Annotated in this window: 16 protein-coding genes; 4 read left to right on the plus strand and 12 right to left on the minus strand. The window is 63.0% G+C overall.

The genetic code is table 11. The annotated features are described in order from the left end of the window. The first annotated feature begins 3 nt into the window (after nt 1–3). Together B5525_RS17795 and B5525_RS17800 are read left to right on the plus strand one after the other, a co-directional pair. Nucleotides 4–831, plus strand: a complete 828-nt coding sequence (locus tag B5525_RS17795; protein ID WP_079567178.1) for an XdhC family protein — start codon at nt 4–6, stop codon at nt 829–831. 20 nt (nt 832–851) lie between these two features. After that, complete coding sequence (locus B5525_RS17800) at nt 852–1,364, plus strand: SRPBCC family protein (protein ID WP_079567179.1); 513 nt, start codon at nt 852–854, stop codon at nt 1,362–1,364. An 80-nt stretch (nt 1,365–1,444) separates the two neighbouring features. On the opposite strand, the gene B5525_RS17805 is transcribed toward B5525_RS17800, so the two are convergent. Together B5525_RS17805 and B5525_RS17810 are read right to left on the minus strand one after the other, a co-directional pair. Then, nucleotides 1,445–1,693: a hypothetical protein gene (locus B5525_RS17805; RefSeq protein WP_079567180.1), complete on the minus strand. Its 249-nt coding sequence runs from the start codon at nt 1,691–1,693 to the stop codon at nt 1,445–1,447. Nucleotides 1,694–1,870: 177 nt separating this feature from the next. Then, nucleotides 1,871–2,869 carry an aldo/keto reductase gene (locus B5525_RS17810; RefSeq protein ID WP_172899907.1) on the minus strand — a complete coding sequence of 333 codons (999 nt, stop codon included), beginning with the start codon at nt 2,867–2,869 and terminating at the stop codon, nt 1,871–1,873. 129 nt (nt 2,870–2,998) lie between these two features. On the opposite strand from B5525_RS17810, the gene B5525_RS17815 reads away from it, so the two are divergent. After that, nucleotides 2,999–3,715 carry a type 1 glutamine amidotransferase gene (locus B5525_RS17815; RefSeq protein ID WP_079573491.1) on the plus strand — a complete coding sequence of 239 codons (717 nt, stop codon included), beginning with the start codon at nt 2,999–3,001 and terminating at the stop codon, nt 3,713–3,715. A gap of 198 nt (nt 3,716–3,913) precedes the next feature. Beyond that, nucleotides 3,914–4,261, plus strand: coding sequence for a hypothetical protein (locus B5525_RS17820; protein WP_079567182.1), 348 nt, complete (start codon nt 3,914–3,916; stop codon nt 4,259–4,261). 69 nt (nt 4,262–4,330) lie between these two features. On the opposite strand, the gene B5525_RS17825 is transcribed toward B5525_RS17820, so the two are convergent. From B5525_RS17825 to lgt, 10 genes are all read right to left on the minus strand, one after another. Beyond that, the gene (locus B5525_RS17825) at nt 4,331–4,912 is read right to left on the minus strand and encodes an NYN domain-containing protein (protein ID WP_079567183.1); all 582 of its coding nucleotides are present in this window, start codon (nt 4,910–4,912) and stop codon (nt 4,331–4,333) included. A gap of 245 nt (nt 4,913–5,157) precedes the next feature. After that, nucleotides 5,158–6,678, minus strand: coding sequence for an adenylate/guanylate cyclase domain-containing protein (locus B5525_RS17830; protein ID WP_172899908.1), 1,521 nt, complete (start codon nt 6,676–6,678; stop codon nt 5,158–5,160). Between the two features lie 114 nt (nt 6,679–6,792). Continuing rightward, nucleotides 6,793–7,161 (minus strand): response regulator, encoded by a 369-nt coding sequence (locus B5525_RS17835; RefSeq protein WP_079567185.1) that lies wholly within the window; start codon nt 7,159–7,161, stop codon nt 6,793–6,795. A gap of 29 nt (nt 7,162–7,190) precedes the next feature. Next, complete coding sequence (locus tag B5525_RS17840; RefSeq protein WP_172899909.1) at nt 7,191–9,878, minus strand: response regulator; 2,688 nt, start codon at nt 9,876–9,878, stop codon at nt 7,191–7,193. 104 nt (nt 9,879–9,982) lie between these two features. Beyond that, nucleotides 9,983–10,756 (minus strand): Tll0287-like domain-containing protein, encoded by a 774-nt coding sequence (locus tag B5525_RS17845; protein WP_079567187.1) that lies wholly within the window; start codon nt 10,754–10,756, stop codon nt 9,983–9,985. A gap of 941 nt (nt 10,757–11,697) precedes the next feature. Then, on the minus strand, nt 11,698–12,651 hold the full coding sequence (locus tag B5525_RS17850; RefSeq protein ID WP_079573493.1) for a ribose-phosphate pyrophosphokinase: 954 nt from the start codon (nt 12,649–12,651) through the stop codon (nt 11,698–11,700). 159 nt (nt 12,652–12,810) lie between these two features. Beyond that, entirely contained in the window at nt 12,811–13,458 is a 648-nt protein-coding gene (locus B5525_RS17855; RefSeq protein WP_079567188.1) for a hypothetical protein, read from the minus strand. A gap of 79 nt (nt 13,459–13,537) precedes the next feature. Next, nucleotides 13,538–14,305 carry a peptidoglycan editing factor PgeF gene (gene pgeF / locus B5525_RS17860; RefSeq protein ID WP_079567189.1) on the minus strand — a complete coding sequence of 256 codons (768 nt, stop codon included), beginning with the start codon at nt 14,303–14,305 and terminating at the stop codon, nt 13,538–13,540. Then, nucleotides 14,302–15,369: a class I SAM-dependent methyltransferase gene (locus B5525_RS17865; RefSeq protein WP_425305315.1), complete on the minus strand. Its 1,068-nt coding sequence runs from the start codon at nt 15,367–15,369 to the stop codon at nt 14,302–14,304. The genes pgeF and B5525_RS17865 overlap by 4 nt, the downstream gene beginning before the upstream one ends. A gap of 56 nt (nt 15,370–15,425) precedes the next feature. Beyond that, entirely contained in the window at nt 15,426–16,274 is an 849-nt protein-coding gene (gene lgt / locus B5525_RS17870) for a prolipoprotein diacylglyceryl transferase (protein ID WP_079567190.1), read from the minus strand. Nucleotides 16,275–16,289: the final 15 nt, after the last annotated feature.

Consider the following 16,289-nt stretch of genomic DNA (forward strand, 5'->3'; position numbering starts at 1 on the left):
TCCATGACAAAACATGTCGAAGTGATGGATCTGGTGGCCCAGCTCAAGGCCGCCGAGGAAGCGTTCGTGCTCGCTACCGTGGTGCGCACGGTGTCGGTGACCGCGGCGAAGGCCGGCGCCAAGGCGATCATCCGTCCCGACGGCACCATCGTCGCAGGCTGGATCGGCGGCGGCTGCGCCCGCGGCGCGGTGCTCAAGGCCGCCCGCGACGCGCTTGCCGACGGCGAGCCGCGCATGGTCTCGGTGCAGCCGGAAAATCTGCTCGCCGAGCTCGGCGTCAAGCCCGGCGAGAACCGCGACGGTGTCCGCTTTGCCAGCAACATGTGCCCGAGCAAGGGCACCATGGACGTGTTCGTCGAGCCGGTGCTGCCGCATCCTTCGCTGGTCATCCTCGGCGTCAGCCCGGTGGCGCTGTCGCTGGCCGCGCAGGCCCGCCAGCTCGGCTATCACGTCACGGTCGCGGCGCCCGCGGCTGACCTGACGGACGCGCCCGATGCCGACATGCTGATCGATGGCTTTGCGCTCGGACATTTGCACGAGGCGCGCCGCTTCGTCGTGGTCTCCACGCAAGGCAAGGGCGATGAAGCCGCGCTGCGGGCGGCGGTAAGGACGGACGCCGCCTATCACGCCTTCGTCGGCAGCCGCCGCAAGATGGCAGCCCTTCGCGAAAAACTGATCGGCGAGGGCATCGATGCCTCAGCCCTCGACCACATCAAGGCCCCCGCCGGCCTCGACCTCGGCGCCATCACGCCCGAGGAAATCGCGATGTCGATTTTGGCCGAGATCACGATCGAGCGCCGGCGCGGACAGCGAGCTCCAACCAACAAGTGAACGCTTAAGGAAATGCCACCATGCAGATGAAGGACAGCCAGCGCATCCCCGCGCCAAAGGACAAGGTGTGGGCGGCGCTCAACGATCCCGAGGTGCTGAAGCAATGCATTCCGGGGTGCCAAAGCCTCGAGATGTCGTCGCCGACCGAGATGACCGCGACCGTTGTTTTCCGGGTCGGTCCGGTCAAGGCGACGTTCGGCGGCAAGGTGACGTTGTCCGATCTCGATCCGCCAAACAGCTATCGCATTTCCGGCGAAGGATCCGGCGGCGTCGCGGGGTTTGCCAAGGGCGGCGCCACCGTGCGCCTGGAATCCGAAAGCCCTGACGTGACGATGCTCTATTACGACGTGGACGCCCAGATCGGCGGCAAGCTGGCACAACTCGGGCAGCGGCTGATCGATTCGACCGCGAACAAACTGGCGGGCGAATTCTTTTCGGCGTTCGGAGCGGCGGTCGTAGGTCCCGCGGACGTTCCGACGGAAGCGGACGCGCCGCGGAAGGGCTGGATCGGCAGGTTGACCGGCGCCGGTTGAAGCACGGCGAAGACAGCGCGCTCTGCGCGCACCCGACGGCATCGGGCGGACTTGAAGCCCGCCTGACCATGCTGCCGCTTTCAGTTGGTGATGCGCTCGTTGTCGTAGCAGCCATCCGACGGCAGGGCACAGGACGCGGCGTCGACACGCGGCGCGAACTGCGCGTTCTGGCCGGTCCTCCACGCGGCGACGTGGCGCTGCACCGTCGTGCGCGGCGAAAGCTGCGTCCGCCCAGTGTGGGCTAGGGCAGGGGCGGCGCCCATCGTGGCGAAGCCGAGCGACAGACCGATGATTGCAAATGCGGTAACTCTGCTGTTGATTCCGGACATGGCGATGTTCCTTCGTTTATGCGTCGTCTGCCGACCCGTCCTATCGATGACCTGAAGGTGGGCCCGGCCTGGCTTGATTTCCAACGCTTTTTCTCGCTCGAAATCATCTCGGATTATGATTGATCGAAGGCGCGCGCCGGCGGCGCCGCGGGCAGCGCGGGACGAAGCCGTAGGCGGTCAGCGGGGTTCGCCGGAGAACGGCTGCCGCAGCGCGGAGAGCCGGTCGAGCGCGGCTTGCGGCAACGGACCTTTCTGGACCGCGGCGAGCGCGTCCTCGAACTGTTGCGGCGTCGCCATGCCGACCAGGATGGTGCCCATCGCCGGGTGAGACAGTGCAAACCGCGTGGCGGCTTCGGTCAGGCTGGCGGCGAACCCCTCCTTGACCAGCGGCATCAGGCGGCGCGCGCGATCGACATCGGCCTCGTAGCTCATGGCCGAACCGATCGGCTCGGGCGCCGGACCCGCGATCGGGTGACGCTCGGCCGAGCCCGACAACGCGCCGCCGGCCAGCACGCGGATGCCGACGACCCCGACGCCCGCGGTCCTGGTGTGATCGAACATTCGTCCATAATCCTGTGCCGGATAGTTCGCCGGCAATTCCTCGCCCGCCGATGGATTGAGCATGTTGTAGACGATTTGGGCGCTGTCGAAGACGCGGGCATCGATCACCTGATTCAGTGCCGCCGTGTCGCCGACCGCCGTCATCCCGAGAAAACGAAGCTTGCCCTGCTGACGCAGGCGGTCGAAGGCCGGCACCACGTCGTCGAGCACCTGCCGGACGCTCAGCGCATTTCCGCCGCCTGTTCCGGTAATCGGATTGTGCAGGTGAAAGATGTCGACCCGCTCGAGCCCCAAACGCGCCAGGCTGCCTTCGAGCGACATCGCGACGGCATCGGCGATGCGGCCGTAATCGCCGGGCGGCAACCGCACCTTGGTGCCGACGGCAATGTTGGCCGGCTTCAGCTTTTGCAGAATACGGCCAAGGTTGCTTTCCGACTCACCGTTGCCGTACTGCACCGCGGTGTCGAAGTAGTTCACGCCGGCGGCGATTGCGCGTGCGATGACACGCTCCTGCTCGGCGGGATCGCCGCGCATCATGAAGCCACCCACCGCGCCGCAGCCGAAGCCCAGCACCGAGAGCCGCATTCCGGTGCGCCCAAAGACCCGCAATTGCATCGATGTTCCTCCCACTGACGGCATGCACGATATCGCAAATTACCCCTCAACACAGGCCCCTTGTCAGGCGGGATGAATCGATGCTTATTCCGCTGGTTCGCCCGCACCTCTGTCGCGGAAAAAATCCTGATGCCGAAAATCACGATCGTCGAAACCGGTCTCGTTTCACCCGAGCGTCGCGCGCGGCATGGCTCTTTTCCGCAGATGTTTGAGCGGATGATCAGTCAGGCGGATGCCTCGGCGAGCTTTGCGACGGTTCGCCTTGTTGACGGAGAAGCGCTGCCCGATCCAGCCGGGCTGGAAGCCATCCTGATCACGGGATCGTCCGCCGGCGTCTACGACGATCTCGACTGGATCGCGCCGCTCGAGCGTTTTGTGCGCGCGGCGTATCAGGCGAGAGTTCCAATGGCTGGAATCTGCTTTGGCCATCAATTGATCGCTCAGGCGCTTGGCGGAACGGTGCGCAAATCGGAGAGGGGCTGGGGGATCGGGCGCCACGTCTATCACGTCGTGCCCGATAACGGTGTGATCGACGGAGAGAAGATCGCGATCGCCTGTTCGCATCAGGACCAGGTCATCGAGCCACCGGCCGGCGCAACGACGATTCTGCATTCGGCGTTTACGCCGCATGCGGGACTTGTCTATGCCAACGGCGCTGTTCTGTCGGTGCAGCCACATCCCGAATTCACCGCGGCCTTCGCTCATATTTGTTGCGAGAAAGCCGGCCAGGACAGCGCTCCCGAAACATTGGTCGCGACGGCCAAGGCTTCGCTGCAACAGCCCCTCGATAGTGCCGACCTCGGCCGCGCGATCGCGCGCTTTCTGGCAAAGCCCCGCACATCGTGAGCCGTTCCGCCTGCGGTCGTTACGACGCGCCGGCTCCCGCGGGGATTGCATCGAAAGCCACACAGTCGTTGCCGTGCTGCGCCGTTGCAGCGCGGGGCTCCCGGTGCGCTTTATTCCCCGCGCCGGTCGCATACGTCCGTGCTGAACCTTTTGTCCGCTGCGCGTACCTATCGTTGGCACTGCGTCTGGGGAGACTGCATGACTTCGTTCCGTCCCACCGAAATCGGCCAATTGGCGATTGAAGCGAAACTCAACCTTGTCCTTGGGGCGGAGGCCTACGACAGGGTTTTTCCCGGCTTCGAGGTCCTGGAGGTCGTTGACGGAGAACTGCGCGCATGGGCTCCCTCGGAGCATCAGGCAGCCGTTATCGACATTCGGTATTCCGGCATGGTCGCCTGGATTGCGCAGACTGTGTTCAACAGCCCCATCCAGCGGGTCAACGTCCTGTTACGCGGATTGAAACACGACGGTTGCGAGCAGCCCGCCTTCGGGGCGGGTAGCCGGTTTCATGGAGACGTGGACAGGCTCCGCGAGGACCAGCGCTGACTCGAAGCTGGCATCGCGAACGACGACCCATTTGCGCAGCGTCGGCCCGCCTGACCGATCCGGGCGCCGTCACAGCGGATCGTTGCGCGGGACCCCGGGCTCTCGGGCAGCCGGACGCTGGGACGGATCGCGGCCGAGCTTCGATTTCAGCTCCATCAGATCGGTGAAGACGTCGGCCTGGCGCCGCAACTCGTCGGCGATCATCGGCGGCTGGCTGGAAATGGTCGAGACCACGGTGACCCGCACGCCGCGGCGCTGCACCGCTTCCACCAGCGAGCGGAAATCGCCGTCGCCGGAAAACAGCACGATCTGGTCGACATGCCCGGCGAGCTCCATGGCGTCGACCGCAAGCTCGATATCCATGTTGCCCTTGACCTTGCGACGGCCGCTGGAGTCGACGAATTCCTTGGTCGCCTTGGTGACGACGGTGTAGCCATTGTAGTCCAGCCAGTCGATCAGCGGACGGATCGACGAATATTCCTGATCTTCAATGACGGCCGTATAGTAGAACGCGCGCAACAGGGTGCCGCGGCTCTGGAATTCCCTGAGCAGCCGCTTGTAGTCGACATCGAAACCCAGGGTCTTGGCGGTCGCGTAGAGATTCGGCCCGTCGATGAAAAGCGCGATCCTGTCGGAGTGCTCCCGCGCCATGAGGAATCCTTCTTGCCGACCGGCATGCCCAACCGGTCAACACCATCAAAAGTTATTTTAAGTGTCAAGGAGTCTCTGCCGCGCGCGGGAGGCAAAGCGCTTCATCGTGCTTTCCATGCAACGCCGGGGCGGGGCGCGTTTTCAGCGGCTGCATCCGGCGGTCGGGTCCGAGCGCGCTGACACTTGGCTAAATAAGGCAGGCTCGTCCTTGCGCGAGAACGACCATCGGCGTTTCCGCACCGGCGCTACGCCCCCTTGACGCGTCCGCCCAGGAAATAAGTCAGCATCTCGCCCTTACCTTTCAAAGCCACCGGCCCGCGCAATTCGCAATGAAATGTATCCCTGATTTTTTGATACGTTGTCTCCGAAATCTGAATGCGACTGGGCAACCCGGAAGACTCCAGGCGGCTTGCGGTGTTCACGGTGTCGCCCCATACGTCATAGATCGACCTGTGCTGGCCGATCAGGCCCGCCACCACTTCCCCAGAATGGATTCCTATCCGCGCTTCGAGCGTTTCGCCGAATCGTTTGCCGGTATCGCGCACCGCATCGATCATGCCGAGCGCCATATCGGCGATGGCGTGCGCGTGACCGGGACGTTCTTCCGGTATTCCGCCCGCAACCATGTAGGCGTCGCCGACCGTTTTGATTTTTTCCAGCTTAAGCTCCTTTGCCAAAGCATCGAAAGACGAAAACAAGCTGTTCAGGAGGTCGACGATGCGCGCCGGCGAACATCTGCCGGCAAGGGTGGTGAAATCCACCAGATCGGCGAACAGGATGGTCGCATCGGCAAAGCTGTCGGCGATCGCAACGTCGCCCTTTCGGATGCGGTTCACGATCGTTTCTGGCAGAATGTTCAGCAACAGCGCTTCGGTCTTGCCCTTCTCGACCCGCAACTCGTCGATGAAAGCCAGTTCGCGATCGCGTAGCCGCTTTCGCTCCAGCGACGCTCCAATGCGCGCGCCGAGCAGCACGGGATCGAAAGGCTTCGGAATGTAATCTTCGGCTCCCGCCTCGATGCAACGAACGATGCTGTCGATCTCGTCCAGCGCCGAGATCATCATGACCGGAATATGCTGGTCAACTGGATGAGCTTTAAGCCGTTTCAGCACCTCCAATCCATTTATATCCGGCATCATCAGATCGAGCAGGACGAGGTCGAATTGGGATTTGGCCACTGCCTCCAGAGCCGATCTGCCGCCGTCAGCCGTATCGACGGCATGCCCTTGGCGCCGAAGCCTGCGTGAAAGCAGTTCGCGATTGGCCTCCGTGTCATCGACCACGAGGATCCGACCCGACAGTAGATTGGGCATGTGCTTGGATGTGATCGGCTGAATCGACCGCATAATCTCGCCGACCAGATCGCGAGATGCCTCGGCCGATGGAGCTGTGCCGGAAGGCCCCGGATTTCCCGTAGCCGTCGAGCCAATCAGATTGTCGATTTGCCCGAGCAGTTGGTCGGCGGCGGCCACAATCCTCGCGATATCGCCAAGCAGATCTTCGCGACCGCTTTCGCGGGCGTCCTCCATGATCAATTCGCTGTAGCCCTTGACGGCGTTGAGGGGCGTCCGAAGTTCATGTCGGAGCGTGGTCCTGAGGGCCGCAGAATTGTTGTTTCCAGCTCCCGACGAAGCTTGCGTAGCCAAGTTCACCAGCTGACCGAGCTGTTCCCGGAGCAAAAGGCCGGCCGAATGGACGCGTTCAAGGTCCGAGACCAGCGACTTGTCCTCGCTGCGGCGGGCGTCCTCGATCAGGATTTCGGTCAATTCCAGAATGGTAGCAATGGGGGCCGCGAATTCCTGGCGCAGGAAGGCAGCGCGCGCACGCTCGAGGCGCTGGTCGGGATCAGTCACGTTCGTTCTGAACCAACATGGTTTTCCCTAATGGCGCGCCAGCAGCGCGTCGATCTTTTCGAGCAGCCGCGGCATTTCAATCGGCTTGGTGTCGTAGTCGTCGCATCCGGCGCCGAGCGCTCTGTCGCGATCACCCGACATGGCATGTGCCGTAAGCGCAATGATGGGAATACGAGAAGACGTTTCAGCCGCCTTGACGCGCCGCGTCGCCTCCCAGCCGTCGATGACCGGCAAGCTCATGTCCATCAGAATCAGATCTGGCTTTTCACTTTGAGCCATGGCGACGGCTTGCTCGCCATCCACTGCCATCACAACTTCATATCCCTTGCGGAGCAGGCGGCGCGAAAGCATGTCGCGATTCATTTCATTGTCTTCAACCAGTAAAATCTTCGCCATCAAATCACCATCACGTCATCGCTTGACAATTACATCTCGGTATCGGCGCGCGCCGGACGCCGGCCCACTGCTTTGCTAATCGCTGTTGCAATATCCCTGTCGATTGAATCGCCTTTTTCGATAATGGTACGCACCGCCAGCAGGCCTCGTTCGGCCACGGTCAACTGCTTGGCGGTGATAACCACCACCGGGACATGCCGCCAAGCAGTGTGACTGTTGAACGTATCGAGGAACTCGAAACCATCCATCTCCGGCATCATCAAGTCGAGCAGGATCAATGCCGGTGGCGGATTTTCCGCGAGCCAGGACAGCGCCAACCGTCCATTGGTCACCTCTGCCACTGTTAGACCCATCCTCTCGATTGTACTACGCACGGTTTCGCGGGTCGCCAAGTCATCCTCGACAAGCAGGATAGGGCCGTCTCGAGACAGGAGATGGCGCAGCAGCGAGGTGAGTTCCGCGCGATCGACCGGCTTGGTCATGACTTCGGCCGCGCCCAGCGATAGACCAATGCCCCGATCCGGCGCCACCGTGACCATGACGACCGGGATATCGCGAAGTTCGGGGTGGGCCTTGAGGGCTCCCAGCACGGCCCAACCATCGGTTTTCGGCATTAAAACGTCGAGCGTGATCGCGTCCGGCCGCAGTTTGAGGGCAAGTTCGAGCGCCTCGTCGCCGCCGCGCGCCTGGACGGTGCGGTAGCCCTCGCGCCTGAGACTTGTCGTCAGCAAATCCCTCGAAGCGGCATCGTCGTCGACGATGAGCACCGTGACGGACGCGGGGTCCTCATGCGGGGTGGGGGATTGCTCCACTGCTGGCTCGTTTGCCGCCTCTATCTGCGGCGGGCCGGCCGCCTGATCGGGAATGACGATGGTGAAGGTCGAACCTTCTCCGACCCGGCTCGCAACCGAGATGTCGCCGCCCAACAACCGGCAGAAATGCCGCGTGATGGCAAGACCGAGGCCGGTCCCGCCGAATTTCTTGGTGGTCGACGCATCGGCCTGGCTGAAGGCTTGAAACAGGCGGCCAAGCTGCTCCGGGCTCATGCCGATGCCCGTATCCGAGATCGTCATCCGGATCATCGCTCGATCCGTACGTTCAATTGCGAGCGTCAGTTTCCCGTTCTGGGTAAATTTGCTGGCGTTGCTGAGGACATTGAGGAGGCACTGCTTCACCTTGGTGCGGTCGGTGCGCATGCTGCCGATGTCTTTTGCCACGCGAAGCTCGAGGGTGTTGCCGGTTTTGGCCACCAGGGGCCTTATGATCGCTCCCACCTCTTCGAGAAGGGACGAAATGTCGATCTCCTCGATGAATACTTCCATCTTGCCGGCTTCGACCTTGGAAAGGTCGAGGATGTCATTGATCAGCCCCAGCAGATGACGTCCGGCACCTTCGATTTTCTTGAGGTCGGGTACGAGCTGCTCCTGGCCGCCGTCGGCCGCGTCTTCCTGCAGGATCTCGCTGTAACCAATGATGGCATTGAGCGGGGTCCGCAGTTCGTGGCTCATATTGGCCAGGAACTGGCTCTTGGTTCGATTGGCGACTTCCGACAACTCGCGCGCCTGCTCGAGTTCGAGGTTGTGCTGCCGCAGCTCGGTAATGTCGGAGTAGACCGCGACGGTTCCGCCACCCAGAATACGGCGCTCGCTGATGCGAATGTAACGGCCACCATACCGGTATTCGGCAAACCCGCCTGAATGCTCGCGCCGCGCCAGCCGCTCGGCGATCCAGTCCTGCGGACTCTGGCTGCCAAGGTCGACCAGCGAACGCGAGACCACGGCCTCAAGCAATTCTCCGAAGGTCGTTCCTTGCCTGATGATGTCGACAAGGCCCGGGTAAATGGCGCGGAACTGCTCGTTGAACAGAACGATCCGGTCCTCGGAATCGTACAGCACGAAGCCTTCGGAGATGGTCGCGATCGCGGCGGCTATGGTTTTTCGCTGCGTCTCGGCTTCGGCCGCGAAGCGGTCGCGTTCCCTCAAGCTATCCCGAAAAAGGGCGAGGGTGCGCGCCATGGCGCCGATCTCATCAGACCCCGCGGAAGGGATCGGTACCGACAGATCGCCGGCGCTGAGGCCGTCGATTGCGCCCACAAGGCGGTGAAGCGGGACGGCGATCGAACGCAGAATGATGAATGTTAGTGCAAAGCCCAAAGCCAGGATGAAAAGATCGGCGATCAGTGTTCTGTTCGTCACCGCAGTCACGTCGCTGACGATTCCGTCTCGCTCGGCCGTAAGCTCGCCGCGCAACTCGTTGATGAGCGAAGTCAGGAGTTCGTCGACCCTGACACTGTGCTGGCGAGCCTGTGCCAGCAGCGAATTGCCGATGACGCGCTGGTCGTTGGTGTACCGATCCACGGCATCGTTCGCGGACTTCTCGAATTCGTCGCGCTCGGTGCGAATCTCCGCCACAAGCTTGGGTTTACGCAGCGCCAGCCGGTCAAGGTAATCGTCCATGCGGCTGCGTGCCGCCGCAGCGCTGCGCTCCGAAGGGGTAAGCAGGCTCACCGCCAGATCGGTGAGCCAATAGCGCATTTCACCGAACGCAATGCGGGCGCCGTTCGCCGACTCGATGACGCCGCTCAGTTCAGTTTCGGTTGCGACGGCAGTCGAGTTCTTTGCAAGCGTTCGCATCAGATATAGATTGGTCGCGATCAGCATGCACAGCAGCACGCCCGACAATATGATGAGCCTGGCGCGAATGGTGAGCCGGGACATCACTCGCGAGCCCCGGCGGCGGACGTTGCGACCCATCCTCGGCCGCGGCCGGGAGGGCGGCCGCAGCCTTCGCACGATGATCGGGGAAACCGCCACATTGCCGGCTACTGCTTGAAGAGCGTGACGCTGATGATCGCGCCGAGATCGCCTTCCTTGCCACCCTCCTTGGGGTAGCCGGTAATATCGGTTTCGCCTTTCGGCGATCCGTGACAACTCAGGCACGAGCCCGCATAATATTCCGGCATCATCATCCGGTACGCCGGCCGCCCCTTTGTATCCACTTCGGCTGCATAGGCCTGCCCGCGCGGCCAGTCCGCCTGAAGGAGCTTGCCACGGATAACTTCGCTTTCCCACGGGTCGGGCCGCGACTTCCGGTTCCTTACAAGCTGTTCGGGAGCCGTTACCTTGATTTGCGCCTCGCTCTTGGCGTGGCTTTCAAATGACTCGTTGACCAGCCGGGCAAAGACCGCCGGGATAAAGGCTTTGAACCCAACACCCTTCGCATTGATGGTTGCCTGATTGGCATCGGTGGCTTCGACGATGGCGTCCATCTGGGCATGCATGAGCCTGCCGAGACGCGACGCCGGGTCGATACTCGCGGGATCCGTTCCCGTGGTCTTCTTGAAGATCTCGACAGCCTGCTGCAGCACCACCTGTCCGGTTAGTCCTTTGTCGCCGAGATTGGGATCGTTGATGCGGGTCTGATTGCTGGAAATCACCTGGCGCGCGGCACGGAGCATGTCCGCCAGACTTTTTGCCGTATTCGCATCGTCATCCGGTCCAGCTTGCAGAGGTTCTACCGAAAAAAGGCAGCTCACAAGAAACGCGCCGAGAAAAAGTCGATTAAAAGAGCAGGCCCGGTTAATCCGTTCGCTCATGTTAAATCTCCCAAATCCAATGATGATCCGTAACACCAATTGACCTGAGACGAAATAGTCTGCCGATTTCATTCAATCGATGGTCCGCCGCGTCGAAAGCCGCCGGCTCCGCTGCGCCATCCGGCCTCGAACCGCTCGGCACCGATGCGCTGCTGGCGGGTCCTTTGTGGCCGCCCGACGGGCAAATCAGTGAATCGCCTGTCCAGCCCCATTCGCAAAAATATTCTGATTTTCAGAAGAAGCAAATCACGTTATAGCCTTCCCCGTCCTGTCCCACAGAGGGGCGGCTCGAGATCGTCACGAACGCGGGACAGGATGCGGTGGACGCGGATGGCGCCTGAGACGAGGGCGCCTGGGGCGGACGGTGAAGTCGTGTGGTTCTGACGCCTCGACGCTGGCGTCAAGCTCGTGAGAAGCAAGCTTCTCAGGGGTGACGGTGACAAGAAAGCCCGATCGCCGGGAAGAGCACGAAGGAAACCGTTAAAACCATTGCGCGGGGAATGCCGGGCGATTCCGGTGTGACCTGACTAACGCGTGTGCTTTTTACTTTCTACCGCTGCACACGCGGCTATCGGGCGCATCGGGCGCCCGGCATTCCCTGCGCCCTCCGATACGAGAGGGCGGAACGAGCAGGCCAAACCTCGCGCGAAACATGCGGCGAGATCGCGAAGGTGTGGCTGACGTTGTTTGAAATTGAATCCATGAAATCAATGGCGTGCGAACGCACACACCACAATCGTCATCGCCCGCCAACGGGTCGGCGCGTCGCGCCGCCCGATGACAGGCTCCGGCGGGCGATCCAGTATCCCAGAGACGCCAGTGATTGAGCCGAATCGCCGCGGCGTACTGGATACCGCTTCCGCGGGGTATGACGACTGCTCGTGCAGCGCACGTTCGCGCGCCGTGTTAGCTCACGATCATGCGGAGAGAGGCGTGTCGCCTCAGTCGAATAAACTCGACACCGACTCTTCCGACGCGGTGCGGGCGATGGCTTCGGCGATCAGCGGCGCGATCGACAGCGTGCGGATGTTCTTTGCCTTTTGCACGGCTTCGGTCGGCAGGATCGAGTCGGTGATCACGAGCTCTTTCAGCCTCGAGCCGATGATGCGGGCGGCGGCGCCGCCGGACAGCACGCCGTGGCTGATATAGGCGTAGACATCCTTGGCGCCATTGGCGAGCAGCGCTTCGGCGGCGTTCACCAGCGTGCCGCCGGAATCCACGATGTCGTCGATCAGGATGCAGGTGAAGCCGGCGCAGTCGCCGATCACGTTCATCACTTCGGATTCGCCGGCGCGTTCGCGGCGCTTGTCGATGATGGCGAGCGGGGTGTTGATGCGTTTGGCCAGCCCGCGCGCGCGCACCACGCCGCCGACATCGGGCGACACCACCAGGACGTTGCCGAGGTCGAAGCGTTCCTTGATGTCGCGCGCCATCACCGGCGAGGCGAAGAGATTGTCGGTCGGAATGTCGAAGAAGCCCTGGATCTGCGCGGCATGCAGGTCGAGCGTCATGACGCGGTCGACGCCGGCATGCGTGATCATGTTGGCGACCAGCTTGGCGGAGATCGGCGCGCGCGAGCCGACCTTGCGGTCCTGCCGGGCATAGCCGAAATAGGGCACCACCGCGGTGATGCGGCGCGCCGAGGCCCGGCGCAGCGCGTCGGTGATGATCAACAGCTCCATCAGGTGGTCGTTGGCCGGAAACGACGTCGACTGGATGATGAAGACATCGGAACCGCGGACGTTTTCCTGGATCTCGACGAAGATTTCCATGTCGGCGAAGCGCCGGACCACGGCCTTGGTCAGCGGCAGGGCCAATCCGTTGGCGATGGCCTGCGCCAGCGCCGGGTTGGAATTACCGGCGACGAGCTTGATGGAGCCATTCTTGGCCGACATCGTTGCTTCTCCCCGCGCCTTGCTGGAGACAATATTCAGCATATTGGGATACCCACGAGACCGGCAAGTTGACGGCGTGGTGATATCAAGGAGTTAGCTCGGCTGGCAACCCATAGGCTCGGTTTTCCCAGGCAAAAATGGCAGCCATGCCTTGATTGGCTAATGGGTGGTGTAGCCGAGCGCGCTGACGCTGAATTGGCCCGAGGCAGGCGAGGGCGGGTCGTCGGCGCTGGCGACGGCGGGGCCGCGTTTGTCGGGGACCGGGGCCGGCGAGGGGGTATCCGTCGGGGCGGTTCCGTTGATCATGGCGCTGAGGCCGCTGAAGCCCGCCTGCGCGATCTTGCGCAACACCAGGTCGTCGGCCGCGGTCCAGGCGTCGCGCCCGGCCTTGCCGGCCGATTCTTGGCCGGAAAGGCGAAGTGCGCGCTGCTGGTCGCGGTCATAGACGTCCCAGACCCAGGCGATGACGGTGCGGCCGTGATCGACCTGGGCAGAGAGGTAGCTCTTCACACGGTAGGCGGCGCCACCTTCGCGCGAGACGATCGAGAGGCTGCGCAGCTTCGATTCGCTGTCGAGCACGCCGACCATGCGGTCGAACACCTGCGGTGGCGGTCCATCGATCGATTCGAAGGTGACGGTGGGGCCCGCGCCGGTGCTGGCCATCGCAAAAGAATCGCTCGCCACGCCACCGCCAGCGCAGCCGCCGAGCGCGGAAGCGATCGCGAGCAGCATGGCGGCCACGGCCGCACGCGGTATGGTCCGGCAGGCTGTCGCGGCCCGAAACAAAATTACTGACGTGTCCCTCATCACGCCAAGAGCGATATCGTTAAAATGCGTTAAGGTCTAGGGCAGGGATTATGGCGGCGAACGCAAAAGTCCAATTGTGCTATTCGCTGGCCAGCGCGATGGCGTGAACGTGGCGGCCGTAGTCCGGCTCGTTGCGGTGCACCGAGCGGCGGTAGCTGTAAAAGCGCTCGTCGGAATAGGTGTCGACGCCGATATCGTCGATCATCAGGACACCGGCGTTTTCCAGCCGCATCCGGATGAAGCCGGCGAGATCGAACATGGCGTGGCCCTCGCGGGTGGCCGGAAGAAAGAACATGGCGTTCTCGGCATCGGCCTCGAGGAAGCGTTCGACGAATTCGCCGCCGACTTCATAGGAGTGCTGGCGGATCAGGGGGCCGATGGCGGCGACGATGCCGCTGCGCTCGGCGCCGAGTTTTTCCATCGCCGCGACGGTGGATTCCACAATGCCCGTCAACGCGCCCTTCCAGCCGGCATGCGCAGCCCCGATCACGCGCGCGCTCGGATCGACGAACAGGATCGGCCCGCAATCGGCTGCGGTCGCGCCGATGGCGAGCCCTTCGGTGCGGGTGACGATGGCGTCGGCGCGCGGCCGCTGGCCCTCCCAGGGACCTGCCGCCACCACCGCGTCGGGCGAATGGATCTGCCACACGGTGAGAAAATTCTCGGGTGTGACGCCGATCTGTTCCGCCATCCTTCGGCGGTTTTCCGCGACCTTGCCGGGATCGTCGCTGGAGCCGGTGCCGCCGTTGAGGCTGGCGTAAAGGCCGCCGGACACGCCGCCATCGCGGGTGAAGAAAGCGTGGCGCAGGCCGGGAATGGCCGAGAGCAGCGGCGAAGCGAGCGTCACGGCCGTTCCGCCGCTTCGTCCGGCTGCCCGTCCTCGAATCCCGCCAGCGAAGTGAGGTGGGGTTCGGAGACCGCGAGCACCTTGAACATCGACCCCATGCCGCCGCGGCCGCCGCCGATCAGCCGTTTCAGCGCGCTGGAAATATCCTCGGAAACCTCGTGGCTGGCCTTGGCCATCAGGGTCACCGCGCGGGTTTCGACGCCGAGCCGTTTGAGGAATTCGCCCTGCGTCACCGGGCCGTGGACGCGCGCGCCGATATCCTCGGCGGCACACGCCAGCGCCTCGAAATCGACATGGGCGGTGACGTCGGCCTGGCCGGGATTTTTCAGGGGATCGGCGAAACTGTGCCGCGCGATGGCCTGAAAGGTATCGCCGGCGTCGCTGCGGAGATGGCCGTAATCGATGATCAGCGCCGCACCGTCCTGATCGCGCACCCGGCTGGCGATTTTCATGATCTCGGCGTCGGGCCGCCATTCGAACACGGCCCCCTCGGGAGCGGCGCGCACCAGCGGCGGCATCAGCACCTCGAAGCGCGGGGTCGGCTCGCTGGCCGAACCGAACACCAGCTTGCCGCCGGCGTCGATCTCGACGGTGCGTTCGTGCCATCCGCTCTCGCCCCGCACCATCTGGTGGATCGGCAGCACGTCGAAATATTCATTGGCGAAGATGACCGCGGGTCCGTCGGGAATGTCGTCGATGGTGTCATGCCAGGCGATATTGCGCACGCCCGACAGCGTCGATTTCTGCTTTTCGCGCAGCACCGGATTGATCTCGACCAGATGGACGCTGAGCGACTGATAGAGCGGCGGCAGAACCCGCAACGCGCGCAGCGCATCCGCCATCATGGTGCCGCGGCCGGGTCCGAGTTCGATCAGCCGCAACAGCGACGGCGAGCCGATCGCCTTCCAGACCGAGGCCGCCCACAGCCCCAGCAATTCGCCGAACATCTGGCTGATTTCGGGCGCGGTGGTGAAATCGCCCTCGCGTCCCAGCGGATCGCGCGAGACGTAATAGCCGAATTGCGGATGCGTCAGGCACAGCTCCATGTAGCGCCAGACCGGCATCGGCCCGGAAGTCTTGATCAACTTCCTGATCTCGGATTGCAGCGGCGAAGATTCGGTCACGGCCTGCTTTCGGCTGGGGTCTGTTGGCGCTTCGGCGAGCGCCATGCCAGCACAATAATGATGGCCCCCGCAATAACCATCGGCACCGACAACAGCATGCCCATGGTCAATCCGCCCCACAAAAATCCGAGCTGCGCGTCGGGCTCCCGGAAGAATTCGCCGGTGATACGCGCAAGGCCGTAGAACATGATGAAACTGCCGAGGATAAGCCCCGGCCGCTTCAGGGCACCGAAACGGATCATCACGGCCAGAATCGTAAACAGCACGATGCCCTCGAGGCCCGCCTCGTAAAGCTGGCTCGGATGACGCGGCAGCGGCCCGCCATTGGGAAACACCATCGCCCAGGGCACGCTGGCATCCGCCGGCCGGCCCCACAACTCGCTGTTGATGAAATTGGCGAGGCGGCCGAGGAACAGACCGATCGGCCCGACCGCGGTGGTGATGTCGCCGAGCGACATTATCGGGATGTCGTTCTTGCGGCAAAACAGGATCACGGCGGCGACGCAGCCGAGAAAGCCGCCGTGGAAGGACATGCCGCCCTTCCAGAGCTCGAAAATTTCGGCCGGATGCGCGACGAAGAACGGCAGATTGTAGAACAGCACGTAGCCGGTGCGCCCGCCGAGGATGATGCCGAGCGTGACCCAGAGAATGAAATCGTCCATCTGCGGCAGCGTGATCGGCGCCGGCCCGCCCCACAATCTTTCGTTCTTGATCAGCGAGCGCGCGTAGACCCAGCCCAGCACGATGCCGCCGATATAGGCCAGCGCGTACCAGCGGATTGCGAACGGTCCGATCGAGATGGCGATCGGGTCGAACACCGGAAAGGCGATGGTGAGGAAGGGCATTGGGCCTGCGGCTTA

Origin of the sequence: Bradyrhizobium erythrophlei, assembly GCF_900129505.1 — a bacterium.
Taxonomy (GTDB): Bacteria; Pseudomonadota; Alphaproteobacteria; order Rhizobiales; family Xanthobacteraceae; genus Bradyrhizobium; species Bradyrhizobium erythrophlei_D.